General features: G+C 67.8%; 21 protein-coding genes and 1 riboswitch. Of the genes, 4 read left to right on the top strand and 17 right to left on the bottom strand.

What is annotated here, in order from left to right; all coding sequences use genetic code 11:
* Positions 1-146: 146 nt before the first annotated feature.
* Both AzCIB_RS19200 and AzCIB_RS19205 read right to left on the bottom strand, forming a co-directional pair.
* Complete coding sequence (locus AzCIB_RS19200) at positions 147-572, bottom strand: putative toxin-antitoxin system toxin component, PIN family (protein WP_198149566.1); 426 nt, start codon at positions 570-572, stop codon at positions 147-149.
* On the bottom strand, positions 569-793 hold the full coding sequence (locus AzCIB_RS19205; protein WP_050417369.1) for an AbrB/MazE/SpoVT family DNA-binding domain-containing protein: 225 nt from the start codon (positions 791-793) through the stop codon (positions 569-571). Before AzCIB_RS19205 ends, AzCIB_RS19200 begins: the two co-directional genes overlap by 4 nt.
* A 199-nt stretch (positions 794-992) precedes the next feature.
* Between AzCIB_RS19205 and waaA the strand changes: the two genes are divergently transcribed.
* Positions 993-2,255: a lipid IV(A) 3-deoxy-D-manno-octulosonic acid transferase gene (gene waaA, locus AzCIB_RS19210; RefSeq protein WP_050417370.1), complete on the top strand. Its 1,263-nt coding sequence runs from the start codon at positions 993-995 to the stop codon at positions 2,253-2,255.
* Positions 2,256-2,354: 99 nt separating this feature from the next.
* Here the strand turns inward: waaA and AzCIB_RS19215 are convergent, their stop codons facing one another.
* From AzCIB_RS19215 to AzCIB_RS19245, 7 genes are all read right to left on the bottom strand, one after another.
* Positions 2,355-3,668 (bottom strand): TolC family outer membrane protein, encoded by a 1,314-nt coding sequence (locus AzCIB_RS19215; RefSeq protein WP_050417371.1) that lies wholly within the window; start codon positions 3,666-3,668, stop codon positions 2,355-2,357.
* Positions 3,669-3,699: 31 nt separating this feature from the next.
* The gene (locus AzCIB_RS19220) at positions 3,700-4,023 is read right to left on the bottom strand and encodes a rhodanese-like domain-containing protein (protein ID WP_050417372.1); all 324 of its coding nucleotides are present in this window, start codon (positions 4,021-4,023) and stop codon (positions 3,700-3,702) included.
* 11 nt (positions 4,024-4,034) lie between these two features.
* Positions 4,035-4,688, bottom strand: coding sequence for a protein-L-isoaspartate O-methyltransferase family protein (locus AzCIB_RS19225; protein WP_050417373.1), 654 nt, complete (start codon positions 4,686-4,688; stop codon positions 4,035-4,037).
* Positions 4,689-4,755: 67 nt separating this feature from the next.
* Complete coding sequence (locus AzCIB_RS19230) at positions 4,756-7,971, bottom strand: efflux RND transporter permease subunit (RefSeq protein ID WP_050417374.1); 3,216 nt, start codon at positions 7,969-7,971, stop codon at positions 4,756-4,758.
* Complete coding sequence (locus AzCIB_RS19235) at positions 7,968-9,062, bottom strand: efflux RND transporter periplasmic adaptor subunit (RefSeq protein WP_050417375.1); 1,095 nt, start codon at positions 9,060-9,062, stop codon at positions 7,968-7,970. Before AzCIB_RS19235 ends, AzCIB_RS19230 begins: the two co-directional genes overlap by 4 nt.
* The gene (locus AzCIB_RS19240) at positions 9,059-9,706 is read right to left on the bottom strand and encodes a TetR/AcrR family transcriptional regulator (RefSeq protein ID WP_050417376.1); all 648 of its coding nucleotides are present in this window, start codon (positions 9,704-9,706) and stop codon (positions 9,059-9,061) included. The genes AzCIB_RS19235 and AzCIB_RS19240 overlap by 4 nt, the downstream gene beginning before the upstream one ends.
* 191 nt (positions 9,707-9,897) lie before the next feature.
* The gene (locus AzCIB_RS19245; RefSeq protein WP_050417377.1) at positions 9,898-11,298 is read right to left on the bottom strand and encodes a carbonic anhydrase; all 1,401 of its coding nucleotides are present in this window, start codon (positions 11,296-11,298) and stop codon (positions 9,898-9,900) included.
* Positions 11,299-11,447: 149 nt separating this feature from the next.
* A riboswitch (yybP-ykoY riboswitch) is annotated at positions 11,448-11,628 on the top strand.
* A 1-nt stretch (position 11,629) separates the two neighbouring features.
* Here AzCIB_RS19245 and AzCIB_RS19250 point away from each other — a divergent pair.
* Positions 11,630-12,208 carry a TMEM165/GDT1 family protein gene (locus AzCIB_RS19250; protein WP_050417378.1) on the top strand — a complete coding sequence of 193 codons (579 nt, stop codon included), beginning with the start codon at positions 11,630-11,632 and terminating at the stop codon, positions 12,206-12,208.
* A gap of 31 nt (positions 12,209-12,239) precedes the next feature.
* On the opposite strand, the gene AzCIB_RS19255 is transcribed toward AzCIB_RS19250, so the two are convergent.
* From AzCIB_RS19255 to AzCIB_RS19280, 6 genes are all read right to left on the bottom strand, one after another.
* A complete protein-coding gene (locus AzCIB_RS19255; protein ID WP_050417379.1) occupies positions 12,240-13,073 on the bottom strand; it encodes a thiazole synthase in 834 nt (277 codons plus the stop codon).
* A gap of 3 nt (positions 13,074-13,076) precedes the next feature.
* Positions 13,077-13,280, bottom strand: coding sequence for a sulfur carrier protein ThiS (thiS, locus tag AzCIB_RS19260; protein ID WP_198149567.1), 204 nt, complete (start codon positions 13,278-13,280; stop codon positions 13,077-13,079).
* Positions 13,281-13,416: 136 nt separating this feature from the next.
* Complete coding sequence (gene lipA / locus AzCIB_RS19265) at positions 13,417-14,385, bottom strand: lipoyl synthase (protein WP_050417381.1); 969 nt, start codon at positions 14,383-14,385, stop codon at positions 13,417-13,419.
* Between the two features lie 53 nt (positions 14,386-14,438).
* Positions 14,439-15,563 (bottom strand): acetoin dehydrogenase dihydrolipoyllysine-residue acetyltransferase subunit, encoded by a 1,125-nt coding sequence (locus tag AzCIB_RS19270; protein WP_050417382.1) that lies wholly within the window; start codon positions 15,561-15,563, stop codon positions 14,439-14,441.
* Complete coding sequence (locus tag AzCIB_RS19275; protein ID WP_050417383.1) at positions 15,563-16,573, bottom strand: alpha-ketoacid dehydrogenase subunit beta; 1,011 nt, start codon at positions 16,571-16,573, stop codon at positions 15,563-15,565. Before AzCIB_RS19275 ends, AzCIB_RS19270 begins: the two co-directional genes overlap by 1 nt.
* A 29-nt stretch (positions 16,574-16,602) precedes the next feature.
* Entirely contained in the window at positions 16,603-17,577 is a 975-nt protein-coding gene (locus AzCIB_RS19280; RefSeq protein WP_050417384.1) for a thiamine pyrophosphate-dependent dehydrogenase E1 component subunit alpha, read from the bottom strand.
* Positions 17,578-17,970: 393 nt separating this feature from the next.
* On the opposite strand from AzCIB_RS19280, the gene AzCIB_RS19285 reads away from it, so the two are divergent.
* Both AzCIB_RS19285 and arsC read left to right on the top strand, forming a co-directional pair.
* A complete protein-coding gene (locus AzCIB_RS19285) occupies positions 17,971-20,001 on the top strand; it encodes a sigma-54-dependent Fis family transcriptional regulator (RefSeq protein WP_050417385.1) in 2,031 nt (676 codons plus the stop codon).
* 54 nt (positions 20,002-20,055) lie between these two features.
* A complete protein-coding gene (gene arsC / locus AzCIB_RS19290; protein ID WP_050417386.1) occupies positions 20,056-20,415 on the top strand; it encodes an arsenate reductase (glutaredoxin) in 360 nt (119 codons plus the stop codon).
* Positions 20,416-20,531: 116 nt separating this feature from the next.
* On the opposite strand, the gene AzCIB_RS19295 is transcribed toward arsC, so the two are convergent.
* Positions 20,532-20,963, bottom strand: a complete 432-nt coding sequence (locus AzCIB_RS19295) for a c-type cytochrome (protein ID WP_232299272.1) — start codon at positions 20,961-20,963, stop codon at positions 20,532-20,534.
* 94 nt (positions 20,964-21,057) lie between these two features.
* A complete protein-coding gene (locus AzCIB_RS19300) occupies positions 21,058-22,719 on the bottom strand; it encodes a pyrroloquinoline quinone-dependent dehydrogenase (RefSeq protein ID WP_050417387.1) in 1,662 nt (553 codons plus the stop codon).
* Positions 22,720-22,738 lie beyond the last annotated feature (19 nt).

Raw genomic sequence — 22,738 nt, forward strand, 5'->3', positions numbered from 1 at the left:
GTTATCGGTGCCGTCCATGCGGCGGATAACGCCTTCGGCTCATCCGCCCGACGGTCTCGAGACCGACAAGGTCGGGGCCGAACAGGTCACCACCGTCAATCGCACGAAACACTGGAAGGGTCAGGCCGACCTGCCGCGATCTTGCCTCAATGCATTTGCAGCCAGTCAGCGAATTCCGCAACCGTGAGGACGGGGATGTGAAATTGCGCCTTGACTGCCTGAATGTCTCCGTCGCCGCTCACCAGAGCATCGGCAGAACCTACGGCCGCGAGGGCCAGAAAAATGACGTCGTCGGCATCGCGAATTTGCGGCAGGCCTTCGGGCGTCGTCTCGACCTTGACGATCTCCACGTAGGGCAGGAATTCTGCCAAAAGGCTCTCCTGCTCGCTCCGGCTGAGCTTGAACTTGGGGTAGTTCAGGACACGAAGAAGTTCGCTGACCGTGTCACGACTGGCCAGGGCGATGAAGCGTTTTGCCTGCCAGGCCTCTCGCAGCCAGACGAATTTACCCCGTGAGAAGATCAGTGCCGACACCAGGCAGTTGGTGTCGAGGACAACGCGGGGGACGCTCATGCGCGCTTTCTTGCCCAGTCGATAGCGTCGCCGACATCCTCTTCCGTGATGCCGAGCTCTTCCAACTTGGCCCGCACCACATCGGCCTGCTGAATGCGAACAGGGGTCAGGATGATCTTCCCGTTCTGTGCGGTGACGTCGTAGTAGTCGGCCTCGCCCACCATCTGCACGACGGCCTTGGGCAAGGTGACCTGGTTCTTGCTCGTGCGCTTGGCCAACATCGCTGCCTCCTGAAACAATGAAGTAAGGAATTCAGATTTTAGCTAGTTTTAGAACGCATTGCCGATTGACTAACTGAAAGTCGGCCAATGAACCACACTTACCCCAGTTCGTACTGGTAACACTGCTCTTGCTCCCTTGCGGACCGATCGTGGACACGGGCGACTATATACTTGGCAGCTCGCCAAACCCTGACGCCCGATGCTAGCCAGATTGTCTTATGCCCTGCTGTGGTTGTGCGCCCTGCCCTTTGTGCTGCTGCGCCTCGTGTGGCGTGCACGGCGGCAGCCCGCCTACCTGAAGCATCTGGGCGAGCGCTTTGGGCGTTATACGGGCCGGACGCCGCTGCCGGTGATCTGGGTGCATGCGGTGTCCGTGGGGGAAACGCGTGCGGCGGAACCGCTGGTGCGCGCGCTACTGGCGCGCTGGCCTGATCACACGGTGCTGCTGACGCACATGACGCCGACGGGGCGCGAGACATCCGAGAGTCTGTTCGGGGGCGAGCCCCGGGTGTTGCGCTGCTATCTGCCGTACGACCTGGGCTTGCCGTGCCGGCGCTTCCTTGAGCACTTCCGGCCGCGCGTGGGCATCGTGATGGAGACCGAGCTGTGGCCGACGCTGCTGGCGAGTTGTCGGGCGCGCGGAGTGCCAGTGCTGCTCGCGAACGCGCGGCTTTCGGAGCGTTCTGCGCGGCGCTATGCACGGTGGCCGACGCTGACGCGCATGACGCTGGGGGCGCTGGCAGCGATCGGGGCGCAGACGGAGGCGGACGCGCGGCGGCTCGGCGAGTTGGGGGCAGAGGGAGTTGCCGTGACGGGCAACATCAAGTTCGACATCTCGCCGCCGGATGCACTGGTCGCGCTGGGGGCGAGCTTCCGCGAACGCTTCGGCGGGCGCCCGGTCGTTCTCGCGGCGAGCACGCGCGAGGGGGAGGAGACGCTGATCCTCGAGGCGTTCCGGGCGCAGGCGCCGGACGATGCGCTGCTCGCACTGGTTCCGCGACATCCGCAGCGTTTCGACGAGGTCGCACGGCTCGTGGAGGCGAGCGGACTCAGGCTGCAGCGGCGTTCGGACGAGGCTCCCGTAGCCGCGGATACACGCGTCTGGCTGGGCGATTCGATGGGCGAGATGTTCGCCTATTACGCAGCGGCGGACGTTGCGCTGATCGGCGGCAGCTGGCTGCCTTTCGGGGGGCAGAACCTGATCGAGGCGTGCGCGGTGGGGACGCCGGTGGTGTTGGGTCCACATACGTTCAACTTCGCCCAGGTGGCCGATCTGGCGATCGCGGCGGGTGCGGCGCGTCGGGCCGGGGACATCGATGAGGGCATGCGGGTCGCGCTCGGGCTGCTGGCCGACGGGGTGGCACGCGAGGCGGTCGGTGCCGCCGGAAAGCAGTTTGCGGCCGCTCATCGCGGGGCGACGGCGCGGACGATGGCGATTGTGGAGAGGCTCAACCGGGGGTGATGTCCGGCCGGATGCCGGACGGTCACTCCCTCCCCTGCATGCGGCGGAAGGCGCTTCGCTTTTCCGCCCTACACCCTACCCGCAGGAGCGCCGGCCAATTTACTCCGCCAGCAGCGCGTCGATGAGCTGGACGTCTTCTTCGCCGAGGGTGCCAGCGGCAGCCTTCAGGCGCAGCTGGGCGAGGATGGTGTCGTAGCGGGCGCGGGCGAGCTGGCGCTGGGTGTCGGCGAGTTGAGACTGGGCGTTGAGGACGTCGATGTTGATGCGCACGCCGACTTCGTAGCCGAGGCGGTTGGCTTCGAGGGCGGAGGTGGATGAGACCTGGGCGGCTTCGAGGGCCTTGACCTGTGCCATGCCGCTGGTGACACCGAGGTAGGCCTGGCGCGCGGCGAGTGCGGCGGAACGGCGGGCGTCGTCGAGATCGGCGTCGGCCTTGAGCTTGAGGGCCGCGGCTTCGCGTTCGCGGGAGGAGACGGCGCCGCCGGCGAAGATGGGGACGTTGAGTTGCAGGCCGACGGTGTTGGCGTCGGTGCGCGTCGAGCCGCCTGCGGCATTGGAGCTGAAGCCGGCGCTGCTGTGGCTGCGGGCAGCGACGACGTCGAGCGTCGGGTAGTGGCCGGCGCGGTTGCGCTCGACTTCGCGCGCGGCGATTTCGCGCGCGAGCTGCTGCGCCTGCACCGCGTAGCTCCCCTGCTCTGCGGCCGTTGCCCACTCTGCGATGTTGTCGGGCTGCGGGCGGGACAGGGAAAGACCCTGCCGCAGACCGGCGAGCGGCGACGGGTCCTTGCCGACGATCTGGACGAGCGTCTGACGGCGTACATCCAGGTCGTTTTGCGCGGCGATTTCCTGCGCCGAGGCGAGGTCGAAGCGCGACTGGGCTTCATGAACATCGGTGATCGTGACGGTGCCGACTTCGAAGCTGGCCTTGCCGAGTTCGAGCTGCTCTGAGGCGGCCTTCTTCAGCTGGGACTGGGCAGAGAGGGCGTCCTGGGCGTTGAGGACGTCGAAATAGGCTTGCGCGACGCGCAGGATCAGGTCGTGGCGCGCCTGTCCGAGCTGGACTTCGGCGAGCGCGGTCTGCAGTTCGCCCTGCTTGTACTGGATCCAGTTCTGCCAGCGGAACAGCGGCTGCGTGAGTTGCACGCCGTAGCCGTTGCTGTTGTATTCGCGCGTACCGAAGACCCGGGTATGCGTGTCGACGTCATTCCAGGTGGTGTTGGCATTGGCGCCGATGGTCGGCAGGAGCCCTGCCCGGCCCTGTACGACACGTTCCTGGCCCGCCTCGTACTGGGCGCGGGCGGCGGCGAAGCGCGCGTCGTTGGCGAGCGCGTCGCGATAGACCTGCAGGAGGTCGACCGACCAGGCGCTGGTCGAAAAGAGGGTGGCGAGACTCAGGGCGATTGCGCGCTTCATCGACTTCTCCGGGGGGCAATTCGCTGTGGTGTCAGTACTGCGGCATGGTCGGGTCGACCTGGGCGGCCCAGGCGGCGACGCCGCCGGCAAGGTTGGTGACCCTGGAGAAGCCCTGACGCTCGAGGAACATGCACACCTGCGCGCTGCGGCCGCCGTGATGGCAGATGACGACGATCTCGTCGTCGGGATCGAGTTCGGTCTGGCGCGCAGGCACCGAGGCCATCGGCATCAGCGTCGAACCCTCGATGCGACAGATCTCGAACTCGACCGGCTCGCGCACATCGAGCAGGAAGGGCTTGTCGCTCTGCGAGTCGGCAAGCCGTTCGGCGAGTTCGGTGGCGGTGATCTGTCGCATGCAGGGGCTCCTCAGAAGCGGAATTCGTCCCCGCGCTGGACGTTCTTCAGCATCGGGACGACGGTTTCGAGCACGTCTTCGGCCTGGCACTGGTCTTCCGAGACGCGCGTGATCAGGCGGGCTTCCATGACCGGCGCCGCGCCGACGAAGGCGAACATGCGGCCGCCGACCTTGAGCTGGTCGAGCAGGCTTTGCGGCACGACCGGCAGACCACCCGAGACGACGATGACGTCGTAGGGCGCACGGCTGCTCCAACCGCGGGCGGCGTCGCCTTCCTCGACGATGACGTTCTCGACGCCAGCGCGGTTGAGGTTGTCGGTCGCGAACTTGACGAGCTCGGGCTCGATCTCGACCGAGCGGACCCAGTCGGTGCGCGCCGCGAGCAGTGCGGCAAAGTAGCCGGAGCCGGTGCCGATCTCGAGCACCGAATCCGAACGCTTGAGCGGCAGCGCCTGCAGGATGCGGCCCTCGATGACGGGCTTGAGCATGATCTGGCCGTAACCGATGGGAATCTCGACGTCCGCGAAGGCAAGCGTCTTGTGGGCGGGAGGAACGAATTCCTCGCGCTTGACCGTCATCAGGAGGTCGAGGACGTCCATATCCAGCACATCCCAGGGGCGGATCTGCTGCTCGACCATGTTGAAGCGGGCGCGTTCGAAGTTCATGGCATTGGCTTCCTGTGCAAATATTAGCACACGCTAATTTAGTGCGCGATAAGTAAACTTTTGCATTTTAGCGTACTTGCTGCACTGCAGGCGGCCCGTTTTCCCCGGTTTTCCGGGGTTCGCGGCGCACCCGGTACCAGGCGGCATACAGTGCGGGCAGGAAGATCAGGGTGAGGACGGTGGCGACGGTGAGGCCACCCATGATGGCGACGGCCATCGGGCCGAAGAAGGCGCTGCGCGAGAGCGGGATCATCGCGAGGATCGCCGCGGCGGCCGTGAGCATGATGGGGCGGAAGCGGCGCACGGTCGATTCGACGATGGCATCCCACGCGCTGCGACCGTGCTCGCGGTCCTGGCGGATCTGGTCGACGAGGATCACCGAGTTGCGCATGATCATGCCGGAGAGCGCGATCGTGCCGAGCATCGCGACGAAGCCGAAGGGTTTGCCGAAGGCGAGCAGGAAGACCGTCACGCCGATCATCCCGAGCGGAGCCGTGAGCATGACCATCGCGACCAGCGAGAAGCTCTGCAGCTGCAGCATGAGCACGGTGAGCACGGCAATGAGGAACAGCGGCATGCCCGCGGCGACGGACTTCCCGCCCTTGGCGCTCTCTTCGACGGAGCCGCCCACCTCGACGCGGTAGCCCAGGGGCAGCGCTGCTTCGATCGATGCGATCTGCGGGGCAAGATCGGCGACGACCACGGCCGGTTGCACGCTGCCATACAGGTTGGCGCGGACCGTGACGGTGGGGATGCGGTTGCGGCGCCAGACGACGCCCTGCTCGAAGCCGTATTCGGCCGTCGCGACCTGGGCGAGCGAGACGCTGCGGCCGCCGCCGACCGGGATCGCGAGATCCGGCAGCAGGCCCAGATGCACGCGCTCGGATTCGGCGCCGCGCAGCATCACGTCGATGGTCTCGGTGCCTTCACGGAACTGGGTGACGGCGAAGCCCTGCACGGAGGTGTTGAGCAGGGTGGCGATGTCCTGTGTCGTGAGGCCGAGAAGCCGCGCCTTATCCTGGTCGACCTTGAGGCGCACGCGCTTGGACGGTTCCTCCCAGTCGAGATGCACGTTGGAGAGCTGGGAGTGCGTGCGCAGCTTCGCGGCGACCTCGTGGGCGACGCGGCGCAATTCGTCGGGATCCTGGCCGCTGACGCGGTACTGGATCGGGAAGCCGACCGGAGGGCCGTTCTCGAGCCGATTTACGACGCCTATGAGTTCCGCCGGGGCCTCATCGAAAAGCTCGATCAGCTTGGTGCGTAGGGCCTCACGCGCCGCCGGGCCGTCCGTGAGGATCACGAACTGGGCGAAGCTCGTCTGCGGGAGCTGCTGGTCGAGCGGCAGGTAGAAACGCGGACTGCCGCCGCCGACCCAGGCGACGTAGTTGTCGATGCCGGTTTGTGCATCGAGGAAGGTTTCCAGGCGCCGGACGGCGCGTTCCGTGGCCTGATGGGACGCTCCCTCGGGAAGGCGCAGATCGACGAGCAGTTCCGGGCGGGTCGATTCGGGGAAGAACTGCTGTGGCACGAAGCGCCCGAAGGCGACGAGCGAGCCCGCAAAGGCGATCAGGGTCAGCGCGATGACGAGCCAGCGGTGCGTGACACACATGTCTACCAGCGCGCGCAAGCGCGTGTAGAAGGAGGTGTGGTAGATCGCATATTCGTCGTGCAGCTCGTGCGCGTGGGCATCGCGCTCGGCAACCCGTGCGCCGAGCCGCGGGGAAAGGCGGCCGAGGAGACGTGCAAGCACGGGCGGCTTGCCGCGCTGGGCGTGGAAGTCCGGCAGGAGGTGGTAGCCGAGCCAGGGAACGAAGAGCACCGCCGCGACCCAGGACACGAGCAGCGCGATAACCGTGACCTGGAAGATCGAGCGCGTGTATTCGCCGGTCGACGACACGGCAGTCGCGATCGGCAGGAAACCCGCCGCGGTCACGAGCGTCCCGGAGAGCATCGGCATCGCCGTCGTGACGTAGGCGGCGCTCGCGGCCTTCGCACGCTCCCAGCCCTGCTCCATCTTCGTTGCCATCATCTCCACGGCGATGATCGCGTCGTCGACGAGCAGGCCTAGCGCGAGGATCAGCGCGCCGAGCGAGATCTTGTGCAGGCCGATGTCGAGGATGCTCATGAACAGGAAGGTGATCGCGAGCACGACCGGAATGATCACGAGCACGACGACGCCGGTGCGCAGACCGAGCGAGAGCAGGCTCACCGCCATGACAATGACAACGGCTTCGACGAGCACCTGGACGAATTCACCGACGGAACGGGCCACCGCGCGCGGCTGGTCGGCGACGCGCTCGAGGCGCACGCCCACGGGGAGTTGCGCGTCGATGCGCGCGATGGCCGCATCGAGGTGGCGGCCGAGCGCGATGATGTCGCCGCCTGCGCGCATCGACACGCCGATGCCGAGCGCGTCCTCGCCCTTGAAGCGCAGGCGTTCGCGCGGCGGGTCGGCGAAGCCGCGACGCACCTCGGCCACGTCGCCGAGGCGGAAGCTGCGGCCCTGCGCGCGGATGACGGTGTCACGGATGGCATCGAGGTCCTCGAACGCGCCGCTCGGGCGCAGCCACACGCGTTCGTCACTGGCATCGAAGAATCCGGCACCGGTGGTGGCGTTCTGGGCCGCGAGCGCGCCGGCGATGTCGCGCACCGAGAGGCCGAAGGTCGCGAGCTTGGTGTTCGAGAGTTCGATATACACGCGCTCGGGCTGTTCGCCGAAAAGGCTGACCTTGGCGACGTCCGGCACGTGCAGGAGTTCGCTGCGGATCGCATCGGCATAGCGCTTGAGCGCGGCGTAGTCCAGGCCTTCTCCGACCAGCGCGAAGATGTTGCCGTAGGTGTCGCCAAACTCGTCATTGAAGGTCGGCCCGACGATGCCCTGCGGCAGGGTGTGGCGGATGTCGCCGACCTTTTTCCGCACCTGGTACCAGACTTCAGGCATCTCGCGCGCCGGCGTCGAGTCCTTGGCGACAAAAAACACCATCGACTCGCCGGGACGCGAGAAGCTGCGCAGTACGTCGACCTGGGCGATCTCCTGCAGCTTCTTCTCGATCTTGTCGGTGACCTGGCGCGCGACCTCCTCGGCGGTCGTACCGGGCCATTCGGTGCGGATCACCATCACCTTGAAGGTGAAGGGCGGGTCCTCCGACTGGCCGAGCCGGGAATAGGAGTACAGGCCGATCACGGCGAGCACGGCCATGAAGTAGAGCACCAGCGTCTGGTGCCGCAGACCCCAGGCGGAGATATTGAAGCGGCCTTCGTCGAACTCGCGCGGGGTTGTCATTTGCGGGCATCCAGCGCGACCGGGGCGGCTTCATCGACCGCACGCACGGTTTCGCCTGCGACGAGGCGATGCACGCCCGTCACCACGACGCGCGAGCCGGCCGACAGGCCGCCGACGACCACGACACCGTCCTCGCGGAATGCCGCCGTGTCCACCGCGAGGGGCGCGAGGTGCGAGGCCTCGTCGACGACCCAGACGGTCGCGCGGCCATCAACGCGGGTCACCGCGGTCAGCGGCAGGACCGTCTGCACCGCATCGCGGGATTCCGTAAAGGCGACGCTCGCCGTGGCGCCGAGCGGCAACCCATCATCGGCGTCCGCGACGCTCACGCGCACGGCGTAGGAGCGGGTCGCGGCGTCGGCCGCGGGGGCGATCTCGCGCACCGCCGCGACATAGGTACGCGCCGGATTTGCCCACGCGCGCACGGCAGCGGGCGACCCCGTCTTCAGCTCGGCAATGCGGCTTTCCGGCACGTGGATCAGCACCTCGCGTTGGTCGGGACGCGCCACGCGCAGCACCGGCTGGCCGGCCGCGACGACCTGCCCGACTTCGGCGGGCGCGGCCGTGACCACGCCCGCGTCGGCGACGGTGAGTGCTGCGTAGCCGGCCTGGTTGCCGGCCGTGGCGAGTTGCGCGCGGGCTTGGCGCAGCCGCGCGTCGGCCGCCTGCAGGGCGGTACGCCGGCCGTCCAGCGCCGAGGCGCTGACGAAATTGCGTGCGTGCAGATTCTGCACCCGCTCGAATTCGGCCCGCGCCAGCGCAACGTCGGCCTCCACCGCCGAAACCTGAGCCGCGGCCGCCTGTTCGGCGAGCTTCACGTCCTGCGGATCGAGGCGCGCGAGCACCGCCCCCGGCCGCACGCGCGCGCCGACGTCCACGTTGCGCTCGACGATTTTTCCGGCGATGCGGAATCCGATATCTGCCTCATGGCGCGCGCGCACCTCGCCGGTGTAGACGCGCAGTTGCGGCTCCGCGGCGTCGTTGCCGATGGTGCGCACCAGCACCGCACGCGGAGGCTTTTCGACCGGCGCGGGACCGGAACAGCCGGCCAGCAGGCCCGCCAGAACGACGCTTGTCAGTATTGTCTTCATCGCGCATCTCCACCGGGCGCCCGGACCAGCAAGCCGTTCAGGATCAGATCGAAATAGGTGTGCAGGTACTGCGCCAAGTCGGTTTCCTGGCCGCAGCAGGGGCCGAAGGAGTGGCGCCACATCGCCCGATAGACGAGCGGAGCGATCAGGACGCTGCAGATCGCGTCAGGATCGACTTCGCGAAACACGCCGCGCTCGATGCCGCGCGCGACCGCCTGGCGCAGGAGCGCTGAGCCGCGCTGTATGACTTCCTGCTGGTAATAGACGGCAACGTCAGGGAAGTTGCGCGCTTCGGACATCATCAGCTTCGGGATGCCGCCCAGTTCGGTACTGCCGATGCGCTCCCACCAGCCCAGCAGGATCGCGCGCAACAGCGCCAGCGGATCGTCGTACTCGTCCAGAAGCGCTTCGCCGGCGTGCAGCGCCGGGACGATGCCTTCCTGGATGACGGCCTTGAACAACGCGTCCTTGCTGTCGAAATAGAGGTACAGCGTGCCCTTGGAAACGCCGGCGCGCTCGGCGATGTCATCGAGCCGCGTCGCGGCGAAGCCCTTCTCGACGAAGAGCGACAGAGCGGCCGCGGTCAGTTCCTGGGGGCGCGCCTCCTTGCGGCGTTGGCGCGGTGCGGGGCGAGTTTCGGCCATGTTCCTTCCATCGGTCGAGGCGGGATCGGCCGGCGAAACACGCAGCGCGCGGCGGGACGATCGGCTATTTAGTTACTGACTGGTCAGTAATTTAGACGCCGAGAATCCGAAACGCAAGAAATGTAGAGGGAGCGGGCGCAGGTCGCAGGCGCGGGAGGGCCGTGCAGCGGACGGGAGAGGCGGCAGCGCCCTCAGCGCGACTCCAGGATCAGCCGCCCGTGGTGCGGCTGGATCGGGCGGCCGTTGCGGGCATAGAGGCGGGCAAAGATCGCGAGCTGGTCGGACGAGAGGAGGAGCGGCTCCTTCATCACCGCCCACAGCACCCCTTCGGTGCAGGGAGGGGATTCGAGCGAGCCCATGAAGAGGTAGTGCGACGAGGACGCGGGCAGCAGGCCCGCCGGGTCTATCGTGACCGTCGGCGTGTAGTCCGTGCCGCGCTCGAGCGGCAGGTTGTTCCACAGGGTCTGGATCAGCGGGTGCGAACGATCGCCGCTTTCGAGCAGCACGGCGACGATCGCAATGTTACCGGCGGCGTCGCGGTGATGGAAATGCACGGCCATGTCGGACGCCTGGCCGCCGACGCGCTCGACCGAGGGACGGTGGAATTCGAAGAATTCGAGCTCGTAACGCTGGCTGCGCAGCACCACGCCCATGCCTGCCCCCACGTGCACGCGCAGCGTGCGGCCGGTATCGGCGATGCGGAAGCCGGTTTCGCGGTAGTCGAAGCGCGGCGCTTCGAGATCGACCGCGATGCCGTTGCGCAGGTCTATCGGCGACTGGCGCTTGCCTTGGGCGCAGACGGCCCATTCCGGGCGCAGCGAGGCCCATTTGTCGGGACCTGTGTCGCCTTCGTAGCTCCATTCAGGACGCCGCAACGCGAAGTCGCGGACGGACGGCGCCCGGGACGGCGTGGGCGCGAGCGAGGCGACCGTCTCGCGGGCAGGTGTCGCACTGCCCCGCGGCGACGATGCCCTCTTCCCGGACGGAGAGGATTCCGCGGGCGCGGATTGCGCCTCGGGTGCCGGCGCCCTGCTCCGCGCGTGGCGCGCGATGCGTTCGGTCTCGCGCGCCGGGGTATCGGTCGGCACGGCGGCCGAACGGCTCAACGGGACCAGCGGGGTGATGCCCGCGTCGGCATTCGCAGACTCAGCGATCGCCGTCACGTCGCGCGCGATTTTCTTCAGATCGGAGACCGAGGGGGGTTTGCACACTTCCTGCCACAGGCGCTCGTCCACACTGTTGCGCGCCGCCAGCACCGGACTCTCGTCGAGGCCGCCCTCCTCGCGCAGAATGACGTGGCGCTCGTCCATGTAGACGCGCTTTAGCGTGAAGAAGCTGCGGTTGTAGCAATCGTAGCGGTTCATCGCCTTCACCGACGCATAACCCTCGATCGCGGCACGCTCGGGCGAGAGCACGATGCGCGCCCACGCGACCTTCTGCCCGCCGTCGGACTGGATCACGCTGGAACGGTCGAGCTCGACCGTGCGCTCGCGGTCGCGCACGACCATGTCCCAGGTCTGCTCGGCCGAGACGAAGCCCGGCAGCAGCAGGGCTGCGAGCAGTGCGCAACGGACGGGAAAGCGAACAGTCATGGCGGGCGGGAAGACAACAGACGAGACGATGCTGACCGGACCCGGCCACGGCCGGATCCTCCATGTGGAAGTCTTCGGCAGCAATCGGCGAATCTTTAGCCTCATCTGCGCGCAGCCCTTCCCTTCATCACCGGCGTGCGGTTACAATCCGCGCCGTCATTAGGGAGTAGCCGCCTCCGAGCCCCTCGGAGGGACCACGTCAACAAACTTGCCCATCCGGGCATGGCGTGTTCAGTCCTCGGACCTGGCGAGACTTTTGACCGCATGCTCTCCGTTTGTTCGGGCCGGGGAGGCGTGCGGTCATCGGTCATGCGCCGGCCCGGAGAACCTGATGAACCTGCCTCTCGAAGCATTTTCCGTTTCCACTGGCATCGTCGCGCTCGCCGAGATCGGCGACAAGACCCAGCTGCTCGCCTTCATGCTCGCCGCGCGCTTCCGCAAGCCGTGGCCGATCATCGCCGGCATCTTCGTCGCGACAATCGCGAACCATGCCTTCGCCGGCGCGGTCGGCACCTGGGTCACGACCGTGCTCGGGCCGGACGTGCTGCGCTGGGTGCTGGGCCTGTCCTTCATCGCGATGGCGGTGTGGATGATGATCCCCGACAAGCTCGACGAGGACGAGATCACGGTGCCGAAGTTCGGGGTGTTCGCAACGACGGTCGTCGCCTTCTTCCTCGCCGAGATGGGCGACAAGACACAGATCGCGACCGTCGCGCTGGCCGCGCAGTACGGCGCTTTCGTGGCGGTCGTCATGGGCACGACGCTGGGCATGATGATCGCGAACGTCCCGGCCGTGCTCGTCGGCAACGGTATCGCGCAACGACTCCCGGTGCGCCTGATCCATGGCGTGGCGGCGTCCATTTTCGCGGTGCTGGGTGTCGCGGCGTTGCTGGGCTTCGGCATGGATTGAGGCCGGCGCAGCCGGGGCGGCGTCCTCCGGGTCAGCGGCCCCCGTCGGCCCGCCCGATGAGCCCGCTGGTCGGCGAACTCGGCGACGCGCCGTAGAACTTCCGCGGCATGCGGTCGGCGAGGAAGGCCTCGCGCCCGGCCGCCACGGCCTTGCCCATCGCATCGGCCATCCTGACCGGGTCGCCCGCGGCGGCGATCGCGGTGTTCATCAGCACGCCGTCGCAGCCGAGCTCCATCGCGATCGCGGCGTCGGACGCGGTGCCCACGCCGGCGTCCACGATCACCGGCACTTTCGCGCGGTCGATGATGAGTCCCAGGTTCCACGGATTGAGGATGCCCATGCCTGAACCGATCAGGGACGCGAGCGGCATGATCGCGACGCAGCCGAGCTCTTCGAGGATGCGCGCCTGCACGGGGTCGTCGGCGCAATACACCATCACGCGGAAGCCGTCCTTCACGAGGCGTTCGGCGGCGTGCAAGGTCTCGGGCATGTTGGGGTACAGCGTGTCGCGGTCGCCGAGCACTTCGAGCTTGACGAGGTCGTGGCCGTCGAGGACTTCGCGCGCGAGGCGCAGCGTTCGGACGGCGTCGTCGGCGGTGTAGCAGCCGGCGGTGTTGGGCAGGATCGTGAAGCGGTCGGGCGGCAGCACGTCGAGCAGGCTGGGCTCGCCGGGGTGCTGGCCGAGGTTGGTGCGGCGGATCGCGACGGTGACGATCTCGGCGCCGCTCGCGTCGATCGCGGCCCGCGTGTGCGCGAAGTCGCGGTACTTGCCGGTGCCAACCAGCAGGCGCGAGCGGTAGCTGCGATTGCCGATCACGAGCGGGTCGTCGCCCGCGGGCCGAACCTGCACCGCCTTTTCTTCCATGTTTTAGCCTCCTCCGACTGCAATGACGATTTCGATGCGGTCGCCGGCGTTGAGCGCGACGTCCGCATAGCACCCGCGCGGCACGATGTCGCCGTTGAGCTCGACGGCGATGCGCTTGCCCGCATGGCCGAGCGCTTCGACGAGGTCGGCGACGCAGCCCCCGCCGGGGATCGGCATCGCGCGACCGTTGACGATAATCGCGCTCACTGGACTGCCCTCCATTCGTCCGCCGCAGAACAAGGGCGGAAAAGCGAAGCGCCTTCCGCCGTATGCTGCCACCTAGCATTGCGCATACGGCGGATAACGCCGCTACGCGGCTCATCCGCCCTACGGAGCCCGGCGCTCACGGGGCCATCATCCCCGCTCCGCCGGTCGTCGCGGCGCGCGCGACTTCGTCGGCGCGGTAGGACGAACGCACCAGCGGCCCCGCGGCGACTTCGACGAAGCCCAGTGCGAGCGCCTCATCGCGCAGGCGTTCGAACTCCGCCGGCGACACGTAGCGATCGACCGGCAGGTGCGCGCTCGACGGGCGCAGGTACTGGCCCAGCGTGACGATGTCGCAACCATGCGCGCGCAGGTCACGCAAAGTCGCGAGCACTTCGTCGTCGGTCTCACCCAGGCCCAGCATCAGGCCGGACTTGGTCGGCACTTGCGGCAGGCGGCGCTTCACCGCTTCGATCAGCGCGAGCGAGCCCGCGTAGTCGCCGCCCGGACGCGCGGCGCGGTAGAGGCGCGGCACGGTCTCGATGTTGTGGTTGAAGACGTCCGGCGGAGCGGCGGCGAGCTGGTCGAGCGCGAGGGCTTCGCGGCCGCGGAAGTCCGGCGTCAGCACTTCGATGCGGATGCCGGCGACGGCGGTGCGGACCTGATGGATGCAGTCCGCGAAATGCGCGGCGCCGCCGTCGCGGAGATCATCGCGGTCGACCGAGGTGACCACGACGTAGCGCAGACGCATCGCCGCGACGACCGCCGCGAGTTCGCGCGGCTCGTCCGGGTCGGGCGGCAGCGGCCTGCCGTGGGCGACGTCGCAGTAGGGGCAGCGGCGCGTGCAGAGGCTGCCGAGGATCATGAAGGTCGCGGTGCCACTGCCGAAGCATTCGCCGATGTTCGGGCAGGCAGCCTCTTCGCAGACCGTGTTGAGTTTGTGCTCGCGCAGCACGGATTGGAGGCGCAGCACTTCGGGCGTGCCGGGGTCGCGTGCACGCAGCCAAGCAGGACGGGGCGCGGACGCGAGGGCCGGGTCGATGCGGACCGAGATGCGCGCGAGCTTGGCGGCGCCGCGCATGCCGGTGCCGGGAAGTGTGGTTTGCATGAGGATTTCTCCTGTGGCGGCCGAGCGGTGCAATACCGCCCGGCCGCTGCGCCTTAGCCGAGGAAGCGCGTGATGAGGCGATTGACTTCGTTCGCCGCTTCCATCTGCACCATGTGCCCCTGCCCCGCCAGCACTTCGACGAGCGCATCCTTGCCGACGGCGCGCGCATGGCTCACCGGGATGATCTGGTCATTCTCGCCCCAGATCACCAGCACCGGCTTGCCTAGTCCGGACGCGACCGACGCGAGGCGGGTCGCCTGGCGGCCATGCTCGAAGAGCGTGCCGCTGATCGTGCGCAGCGCCGCATCGACGCCTTCGAGGCGCTTGTACTTGAGCATGTCGTCGATGAGCTGGCGCGTGACGAGGCCGGCGTCGGAGAAGAGCTGGCTCAGTGCGGGTTTGAGCGCCCGGCGGTCGTTCGCGCCGACGAAGCCGTCGATGTAGGCCCCATTGATCTCGTCGCCGAGTGCAGCGCTGGCGATCAGCGTCAGCGATTTCACACGCGCCGGGGCGGCCTGCGCGACGGCCATCGACACCGCACCGCCCATCGAATGGCCGACGAGGTGCGCGGCATCGAGCCCGACCGCGTCCATGAAGCCGACCACCGCCGATGCCAGGGTCGCGAGCGAGCCGTCGCCGACGTCCTTCGCCGATTCACCGTGGCCCGGCAGGTCGAGCGCATACACCGCGCGATCTGCCGCGAGCGCCTCATGGTTGAACAGCCAGTTGTTGAGGTCGCCACCGAAACCGTGGATCAGGATCATCGGCTCGCCGCTCTCATTTGCCCCCCCTCCGCGTTTCAGGTAACGGATCCTGCGGCCACCGACCTCGACCTTCTCCGGCTTCGGGCCCGCGTCTTCCTCGTCGCCGCTGTCCGGCGTGAAGTTCGCGAGGAAGTCGGCAATGGCCGCGTCGATCTCGGCGTCCGGCACTTCGGCGTCCGCGACGATCCCGAGCAGGCCGCCGACCGGCAGCACATCCTCGCCCGATGCGAGCTGCCGGCGCAGCACGCCCGCGACCGAGGCCTCGACCGCGCCGGCGATCTTCTCGCTCTCGACCTCGACGATCTCGTCGCCCACGGCGATCGCGTCGCCAACCTCCTTCAACCAGCCGTTGACCTTGCCCTCCTGCATCGAGAGGCCCCATTTCGGCATGGTGAGCTTGTGAATCGCGGACATCAGCGGTACTCCTTGACTCGGGTGACGGCCGCTTCGATGCGGGCCGGACTCGGAACGTAAAGATCTTCCAGCGCGTCGCTGAAAGGCACGGGTACGTGCGGGGCGGTGACCTGCTCGATCGGCGCCTTGAGCGCGCCGAAGGCCTTCTGCGCAACGATGCCGGCAATGTCGGAGGCCATGCTGCAACGCGGCGTGGATTCGTCGACGATGACTAGCCGCCCGGTCTTCTCGACGCTTTCGAGGATCGTGTCCTCGTCGAGCGGGGAGGTCGTGCGCGGGTCGATCACTTCGCAGTGGATGCCCTGCTTCTGCAGCGCCGCTGCCGCGGTGAGCGCCTGATTCACCATGCGGCCGAACGCGACGATGGTCACGTCGTCGCCTTCGCGCGCGACGTTGGCCTCGCCGAAAGGCAGCGCGTAGCTCTCCTCCGGCACCTCGCCTTCCATCGTGTACAGCACCTTGTGCTCGAGAAAGATCACCGGGTCCTTGTCGCGAATGGACTGGATCAGCAGGCCTTTAGCGTCGTACGGGTTCGACGGCACGACGACCTTCAGCCCCGGGATGTGCGTGAACATGTTGTACAGGCACTGCGAGTGCTGCGCGGCGGCGCGGAAGCCCGCACCGTACATCGCGCGGATCACGACCGGCGTCTCGGCCTTGCCGCCGAACATGTAGCGGAATTTCGCCGCCTGGTTGTAGATCTGGTCGAAGCACACGCCGAGGAAGTCGACGAACATCAGCTCGGCGACCGGGCGCAGACCGTTGCATGCCGCGCCGACCGCCGCGCCGACGTAGCCGGACTCCGAGATCGGAGTGTCGAGCACGCGGCCCGGATACTTGTGGTACAGCCCCTTCGTGACGCCCAGCACGCCGCCCCACGCATCCTCGTCGCCGGGCGCACCGGCGCCGCCCGCGTTGTCCTCGCCCATGATGATGACGCGCGGATCACGCGCCATTTCCTGGTCCAGCGCCTCGTTGATGGCCTGCTGGTAGGTGATCTTTCTTGCCATTTGAATGTCTCCTTCAGGTTCTTCGAGGCTCAGTACGACACGTACACGTCGGTCAGCAGGTCGGCCGGCGACGGCTTCGGATCGGCCTTGGCGCGCACCACCGAGTCGTCGATCAGCGTCTTCACCTCGCGGTCGATCGCGTCGAGCTGGTCAGCGGTGATCTCGCCGTCGGCAGTCACGCGGCGGCGGAACTGCAGCAGGCAGTCCTTCGTCTCGCGCAGGTTCTGAACCTCGCCCGGCGCACGGTAGGTCTGCTGGTCGCCCTCGAAGTGGCCGTAGTAGCGCGACAGCTTCACTTCCAGCAGCGTCGGACCGCCGCCTTCGCGCGCACGCTTGATCGCCTCGCCCGCCGCCTTATGCACCGCGAAGAAGTCGAAGCCGTCGACGATCACGCCGGGCATGCCGAAGGCGGGCGCGCGGTCGGCGATGTTCTCGCAGGGCACCGAGTACTTCGACGAGGTCGCCTCGGCGTAGCCGTTGTTCTCGGCGACGAAGATCGCCGGCAGCTTCCACACGGCGGCGAGGTTCAACGCCTCGAAGATCGTCCCCTGGTTCGACGCGCCGTCGCCGAAGAAGCACACGCCCACGTCCTTCGTCCCGCGGATCTTCGCGGCGAGCGCAGTGCCGCAGATCAGCGGACCGCCGCCTCCCACGATGCCGTTCGCGCCGAGCATGCCGACCGACAGGTCCGCGATGTGCATCGAGCCGCCCTTGCCCTTGCAGGTGCCGGTGGCCTTGCCCCAGATCTCGGCCATCATCCCGACCGGGTCCACGCCTTTCGCGATGCAGTGGCCGTGGCCGCGATGGGTGCTGGCGATGTAGTCTGCGCCGGTCAGATGCATGCACACGCCGGTCGCCGAGGCCTCCTCACCGGCATACAGATGCACGAAGCCGGGGATCTCGCCGGTCGCAAAGTCGTTATGCACGCGTTCCTCGAACTCGCGGATCGTGCGCATCGTGCGGTAAGCCTTGAGCAGGCTCTCGCGGTTCAGTGTCTCGCTCATCGTTGCTCCTCGCTTGGTTGAGTCGTTTCCAGTGCCGCGCCGCCTGCAAGGCATCCGCGGACCTGGGCAGCCTTCCGCACGGCGCGTGCCAGCCGAGTCTGGATACGCTCCGCCGCTCGCCCCGCAAAGCGCGCAAGCCACTGAAAATACGCAATAAATTTCGGACGAACGAGCACCCGTGAGCGGCGAGGCGAGGTCCGCGTCGGGCGTTTCCGGGGTCCTCAGGCCGGCCCCGTTGAGACACCCGGTCCGAGATTGCCGGGACGGGTGTCTCAGCCGCGTGAGACACCTGTCCGCATTGATTTCGCCTCTTTGCGGGAATAGGCTGAAAGCACAGCAAAAAAGCACTATCCAATGCATCCGGCGCGCGACGTCGGAGACGAGAGGAAGGCAATGAGGAGACCTCAGGAGATCGTCCAGCACGTGGGACGCGTGATCGACGTCGTCGAACGCGGCCTGCCGCTCGGGCGCGACAGCACCTTCGAGCGCCTCGCGCGCTCGTGGCGGCGATCGCTCAGCACGCACCAGGTCGATCCCGCGCTCGCGACCACGCCGCGCGTCGTCACCGCGCAGGAGCTGCGCGAACACCGCGACCGCATCGACGCCTTCATGCGCATCGCACGCGAAGGCATGGACCGCCTGCACGCGCAACTGCGGCCCGTGAACTACTGCGTGCTGCTCACCGACGCCGACGGCGTCACCGTGGACTTTCGCACCGTCGCGGAACTGGACCGCGAGTTCAAGGCCGAAGGCTTCCGCGTCGGCACCTGCTGGTCAGAGGCGGTCGAAGGCACCTGCGGCGTCGGCACGGCACTGATCGACGGCCAGCCGATGCTCGTGCATCGTGACGAGCACTTCCGCTCGCACAACATCGCCTTCAGCTGCAGCTCGGTGCCGATCTTCGGCCCCGACGACCGCCCGATCGCCGTGCTCGACGCCTCGGCGCTGCACGCCCCGGCCCAGCGCGAAAGCCAGCTCCTCGTCTATCGCCTCGTGCTGGACCGCGCGCAGCAGATCGAGAACGCCTTCGCGTGGTACACGCTGCGCCCCTACTGGGTGCTGCAGCTGGGGCGGCTCGCCGAATACCTCAGCGTGCAGACCGACTACCTCGTCGCCTTCGACGACAGCGGCCGCATCGTCGGCGGCAACCGGCGCGCACGGCTCGAACTGCTCGACGGCGACGGCGGCCCACCGCCCGCCTTCATCCACGATCTCTTCGAATGCACGACGAACGAGATCCTCGCCGCCGCCCACGGGCAACCCGGGCAGGCCTTCCCGCTCCGCCTCACGGCCAACGGCGAACGCCTGTTCGCGATCCTGCGTGCCCCGGCGCCGCGCAACCGCAGCGCCGTCGCGCTGCCGACGGCAGTCGATGACGCGGCCGCCGACGACAGCGCCTGTCGCCAGATCCCCGGCTTCTCGCATCTCGCGCTCGACGACGCCCGCCTGCGCGGCAACGTCGAACGCGCGCTGAAAGTCGCCAATCGCGACATCCCGGTGATGCTGCTGGGTGAGACCGGCACCGGCAAGGAAGCCTTCGCGCGCGCGATCCACGACTACAGCGAGCGCCGCAACAAACCCTTCGTCGCGCTCAACTGCGCGGCGATCCCCGAGACGCTGATCGAGAGCGAGCTCTTCGGCTACCGCGACGGCGCCTTCACCGGCGCGCGCAGCAAGGGCGTGCGCGGCAAGATCCTGCAATCCGACGGCGGCACGCTGTTCCTCGACGAGATCGGCGACATGCCGCTGCAACTGCAGAGCCGCCTGCTGCGCGTGCTCGCCGAAGGCGAGGTGCTGCCGCTCGGCGCCGAGACCCCGATCCCGGTGCGCCTGCACGTCGTCTGCGCGACCCACCAGGATCTGCCCGAGCTCGTGCAGCAGGGCCGCTTCCGCGAGGACCTATACTACCGCCTCAACGGCGCGGTATTCCTGCTCCCGCCCCTGCGCGAACGCGACGACATCCGCAGCGTGATCGACAAGGTCACGCGCGAGGAAGCGGCGACGATGGATCGCTCGGATCTCCATCTCGCCGCCGCCACGCTCGACGCCCTCGCCCGCCACGACTGGCCCGGCAACATCCGCCAGCTACGCCACGCGATGCGCTACGCGTGCGCGATCGCCGACGGCGACACGATCCGGCTCGAACACCTGCCGCCCGAGCTCTTCCGCGCCCGGCCTGCCGCTCGTGCCGACACCTGCGACGACATTCCGCCGCTGCACCTGCCGTCCCACACCGACGTCCCGCGCCGCCCGCTGTCGGATACCGAAGCCGAACTGCGCGCCCGCATGCTCGCCGCCCTGCGCCGACATCACTGGCAAGTCACGGTCACCGCGCGCGAACTCGGCATGTCGCGCGCGACCTTCTACCGCAAGATGACCCGGCTGCAGATCGTCAGCCCGAACCGGCGGGAATTCGACGCGTGACGAGCCGACTGCGCTCCGCGAAAATGCGGTCGCCCTCCCCGACACGAGCGCGCCATGAGCGAAATCACGATCTACCACAACCCCAAATGCGGCACCTCCCGCAACACCCTCGCATTGATCCGTGAAAGCGGCATCGAGCCCCAGGTCATCGAATACCTGAAGACCCCGCCGACACGCGAAGAACTCGTTGCCCTGATCGCCGCCAGCGGCCTGTCGGTGCGCGAGATCATGCGCAGCAAGGAAGCGCTCTTCTCCGAACTCGGCCTCGCCGACCAAGCGAAGACCGACGACGAGCTGATCGACGCGATGCTCGCGCACCCGATACTGATGAACCGCCCGATCGTCGTCACGCCGCTCGGCACGCGGCTGTGCCGGCCTGTGGAGGTCGTGCACGAAATCCTGCAGCCGCGCTAGGGACAGTTTCGCCCCAGACCTGCTGGCAACGCTGCTTGGAGTGCAGGCCCCATAGGGCGAAAAAGCGCGGCGCCAACCCGCCCACCATCCGGCGGAAGGCGCCGCGCTTTTTCGCCCTACTGTTCGCCCAAATACTGCAGATACGCCACCAGCTCCCAGATCTGCTCCGCGCTGAACGCCGCGCCCCACGGAGGCATAACATCCGCGCCGACGCGCCCCGTGGTGATCGTCTCGAACATCACGGGGACCGGCAAATCCTTGCGCCCCTTGAAGTCCGGCGCGCGTCCGCCCGTTCCCTCGTAGCCGTGGCAATAGCCCGCGCAGGTCTTGTTGAAGCGCTTGCGGCCGGCCTCGATGCGCGCCGGGTCGGCGAGGTCGAAAGGCGCAGCAACCTGGGATGCGGGCTCGTGCGCAACAACGGGAGCGGCGGGGCCAACGGCGGCGGCGTCGAAGGAGAGGGCCGCGCCCAGCACGAGCTTGAAGAGGAGAGGCGCCGTGCGCAAGGCGCGCCGGAAAGACGGCATCCGAAAGAGCTTCAGTCGATTCATGGCAGTTCCACCGAAAAAATCGGGGGCGGCGGTGGACTGCCGCCCCGCGAGCAAGAGCAGGCGCGGGGCCTGCCAAGGAGGAAGGAGGAAGGCGTCAGTCGACCGTGAAGGCGATCAGCGCCGCGCCGCCGGGCAGGTCCTTGATCTGCGGATAGGCGCCGGCGAGGAAGCCCGGCGCGTGCGAGCCGAGGCCGGTCGGCACGACGACGTACTGGCGTCCGCCCGCGGCGTAGCTCACCGGCCCGCCGCGCAGCCCGGAGCCGGCGCTGAAGCGCCACAGCTCCTTGCCGTCGTCGGCGTCGTAGGCGTAGATGCGCCCTTCCATGTCGCCGGTGAACACCAGCCCGCCGGCCGTCGTCAGCACGCTGGAGAGCGGCGGCATGTCGTAGCGGATGCTCCACTTGACCTTGCCGGTCAGCGGATCGCGCGCGTCGAGCCGGCCGTGCGGCTTGTCGGCCGGCGGCGGCACGAGCCTGATCTCGTCGATGCCCAACGACAGCGAGGAGATCGCCGTGAGGTTGGCCGGATCGTCGCGCCCGGCGACGACCTCGTTGCACACTTCCATCGCGTGCGAATACCACAGGCCGGTGCCGGGGTTGTAGGCGCCGTGGTTCCAGCTGCGCGCGCCAAGCAGGTTCGGGCAGAACAACTTCTTCTTGCCCTCTTCCGGATAGATGGGGTCGATCAGCCGTCCGGTCTTCGGGTCGATGCCCTTGACCCAATTCACGTGCTGCGCGAACTGCCACACGTTCTCGAGCTTGCCGTCGTCCTTGTCCATCACGAACACGAAGCCGCTCTTGTTCAGATGCACGATCACATCCTTGCCGTCCGCGCCCTTCACCATCAGCGCCTCGTAGGCCGAGTCGAAGTCCCACGAGTCGTGCGGGATCTCCTGGCGCGCCCATTTCAGCTTGCCGGTCTTCGGGTCGAGCGCGAGCAGGCTCGCCGTGTACTTGTTGTCGCCCTTGCGGTCGGCGTTGAAGTAGTCCGGCGCGGCGTTCGAGGTGCCGATGTAGAGCGTGTCGGTGCGCGGGTCGTAGGTGCCCGGCATCCACGCGCTGCCGCCGCCGCGCTTGCGGCTGTCGCCCGGCCAGCTCTCGGGGTGGTCGCGCAGGATCTCGAAGGTCCACGCCGGTTTGCCCGTGTCGGCGTTCACCGCATAGATCTTGCCGCTGATCGGTTGGTCGCCGCCGGTCGTGCCGCCGAAGAGCACGTCGCCCGCGAGCTGCGGCGGCGCCGAGAAGAGCGCGCCGTACTGCGTCTTGAGATCCGTGAGCTGGGTCGACCACAGCTCCTTGCCGGTCTTCTGGTCAAGCGCGACGAAGCGCCCGTCGAGCGTGCCCAGATACACCTTGCCGCGCCCCACCGTCACGCCGCGGCTGGCTGCAGCATAGAAAGTCTGCTTCGACAGCGGGTCGAGTTTCGCCTCGTAGCGCCACAGCGAACGCCCGCTCGCCGCATCCACTGCCCACACGTTGTTGTTCGCCGAAACGTAGTACAGCACCCCGTCGATCACGATCGGCGTCGCCTGGATGCCGTGCGTGATGTTGCCCGGCTGGTGGATCCACGCGACTTTCAGGCGCGACACGTTGTCGCGGTTGATCGCCGCGAGCGGGCTGAAGCGCCATGCGTTGTAGCTGCGGTGATACTGCGGCCAGTTGTCGGGGTCGTCGTAGCCGGGCCCGCTCGCCGCCCAGGCGGCACCGGACAATGCGCCCGCACAGGCGAGCGCGGCAATCGTTTGTCTCGTCTTCATGCTGTTCTCCTCCGGAAGC

This window comes from Azoarcus sp. CIB (genome assembly GCF_001190925.1).
Lineage (GTDB): Bacteria > Pseudomonadota > Gammaproteobacteria > Burkholderiales > Rhodocyclaceae > Aromatoleum.

Excerpts from the sequence above, each read along its gene's own strand:
- AzCIB_RS19205 (WP_050417369.1), bottom strand. The coding sequence starts at position 793 with ATGTTGGCCAAGCGCACGAGCAAGAACCAGGTCACCTTGCCCAAGGCC.
- AzCIB_RS19245 (WP_050417377.1), bottom strand. The coding sequence starts at position 11,298 with ATGACTGTTCGCTTTCCCGTCCGTTGCGCACTGCTCGCAGCCCTGCTG.
- lipA (WP_050417381.1), bottom strand. The coding sequence starts at position 14,385 with ATGCAAACCACACTTCCCGGCACCGGCATGCGCGGCGCCGCCAAGCTC.
- AzCIB_RS19220 (WP_050417372.1), bottom strand. The coding sequence starts at position 4,023 with ATGCGACAGATCACCGCCACCGAACTCGCCGAACGGCTTGCCGACTCG.
- AzCIB_RS19235 (WP_050417375.1), bottom strand. The coding sequence starts at position 9,062 with ATGAAGACAATACTGACAAGCGTCGTTCTGGCGGGCCTGCTGGCCGGC.
- AzCIB_RS19285 (WP_050417385.1), top strand. The coding sequence starts at position 17,971 with ATGAGGAGACCTCAGGAGATCGTCCAGCACGTGGGACGCGTGATCGAC.
- AzCIB_RS19230 (WP_050417374.1), bottom strand. The coding sequence starts at position 7,971 with ATGACAACCCCGCGCGAGTTCGACGAAGGCCGCTTCAATATCTCCGCC.
- AzCIB_RS19300 (WP_050417387.1), bottom strand. The coding sequence starts at position 22,719 with ATGAAGACGAGACAAACGATTGCCGCGCTCGCCTGTGCGGGCGCATTG.
- AzCIB_RS19250 (WP_050417378.1), top strand. The coding sequence starts at position 11,630 with ATGAACCTGCCTCTCGAAGCATTTTCCGTTTCCACTGGCATCGTCGCG.
- AzCIB_RS19280 (WP_050417384.1), bottom strand. The coding sequence starts at position 17,577 with ATGAGCGAGACACTGAACCGCGAGAGCCTGCTCAAGGCTTACCGCACG.
- AzCIB_RS19295 (WP_232299272.1), bottom strand. The coding sequence starts at position 20,963 with ATGAATCGACTGAAGCTCTTTCGGATGCCGTCTTTCCGGCGCGCCTTG.
- AzCIB_RS19255 (WP_050417379.1), bottom strand. The coding sequence starts at position 13,073 with ATGGAAGAAAAGGCGGTGCAGGTTCGGCCCGCGGGCGACGACCCGCTC.
- AzCIB_RS19225 (WP_050417373.1), bottom strand. The coding sequence starts at position 4,688 with ATGAACTTCGAACGCGCCCGCTTCAACATGGTCGAGCAGCAGATCCGC.
- AzCIB_RS19275 (WP_050417383.1), bottom strand. The coding sequence starts at position 16,573 with ATGGCAAGAAAGATCACCTACCAGCAGGCCATCAACGAGGCGCTGGAC.
- AzCIB_RS19240 (WP_050417376.1), bottom strand. The coding sequence starts at position 9,706 with ATGGCCGAAACTCGCCCCGCACCGCGCCAACGCCGCAAGGAGGCGCGC.
- AzCIB_RS19270 (WP_050417382.1), bottom strand. The coding sequence starts at position 15,563 with ATGTCCGCGATTCACAAGCTCACCATGCCGAAATGGGGCCTCTCGATG.
- arsC (WP_050417386.1), top strand. The coding sequence starts at position 20,056 with ATGAGCGAAATCACGATCTACCACAACCCCAAATGCGGCACCTCCCGC.
- AzCIB_RS19215 (WP_050417371.1), bottom strand. The coding sequence starts at position 3,668 with ATGAAGCGCGCAATCGCCCTGAGTCTCGCCACCCTCTTTTCGACCAGC.
- waaA (WP_050417370.1), top strand. The coding sequence starts at position 993 with ATGCTAGCCAGATTGTCTTATGCCCTGCTGTGGTTGTGCGCCCTGCCC.
- AzCIB_RS19200 (WP_198149566.1), bottom strand. The coding sequence starts at position 572 with ATGAGCGTCCCCCGCGTTGTCCTCGACACCAACTGCCTGGTGTCGGCA.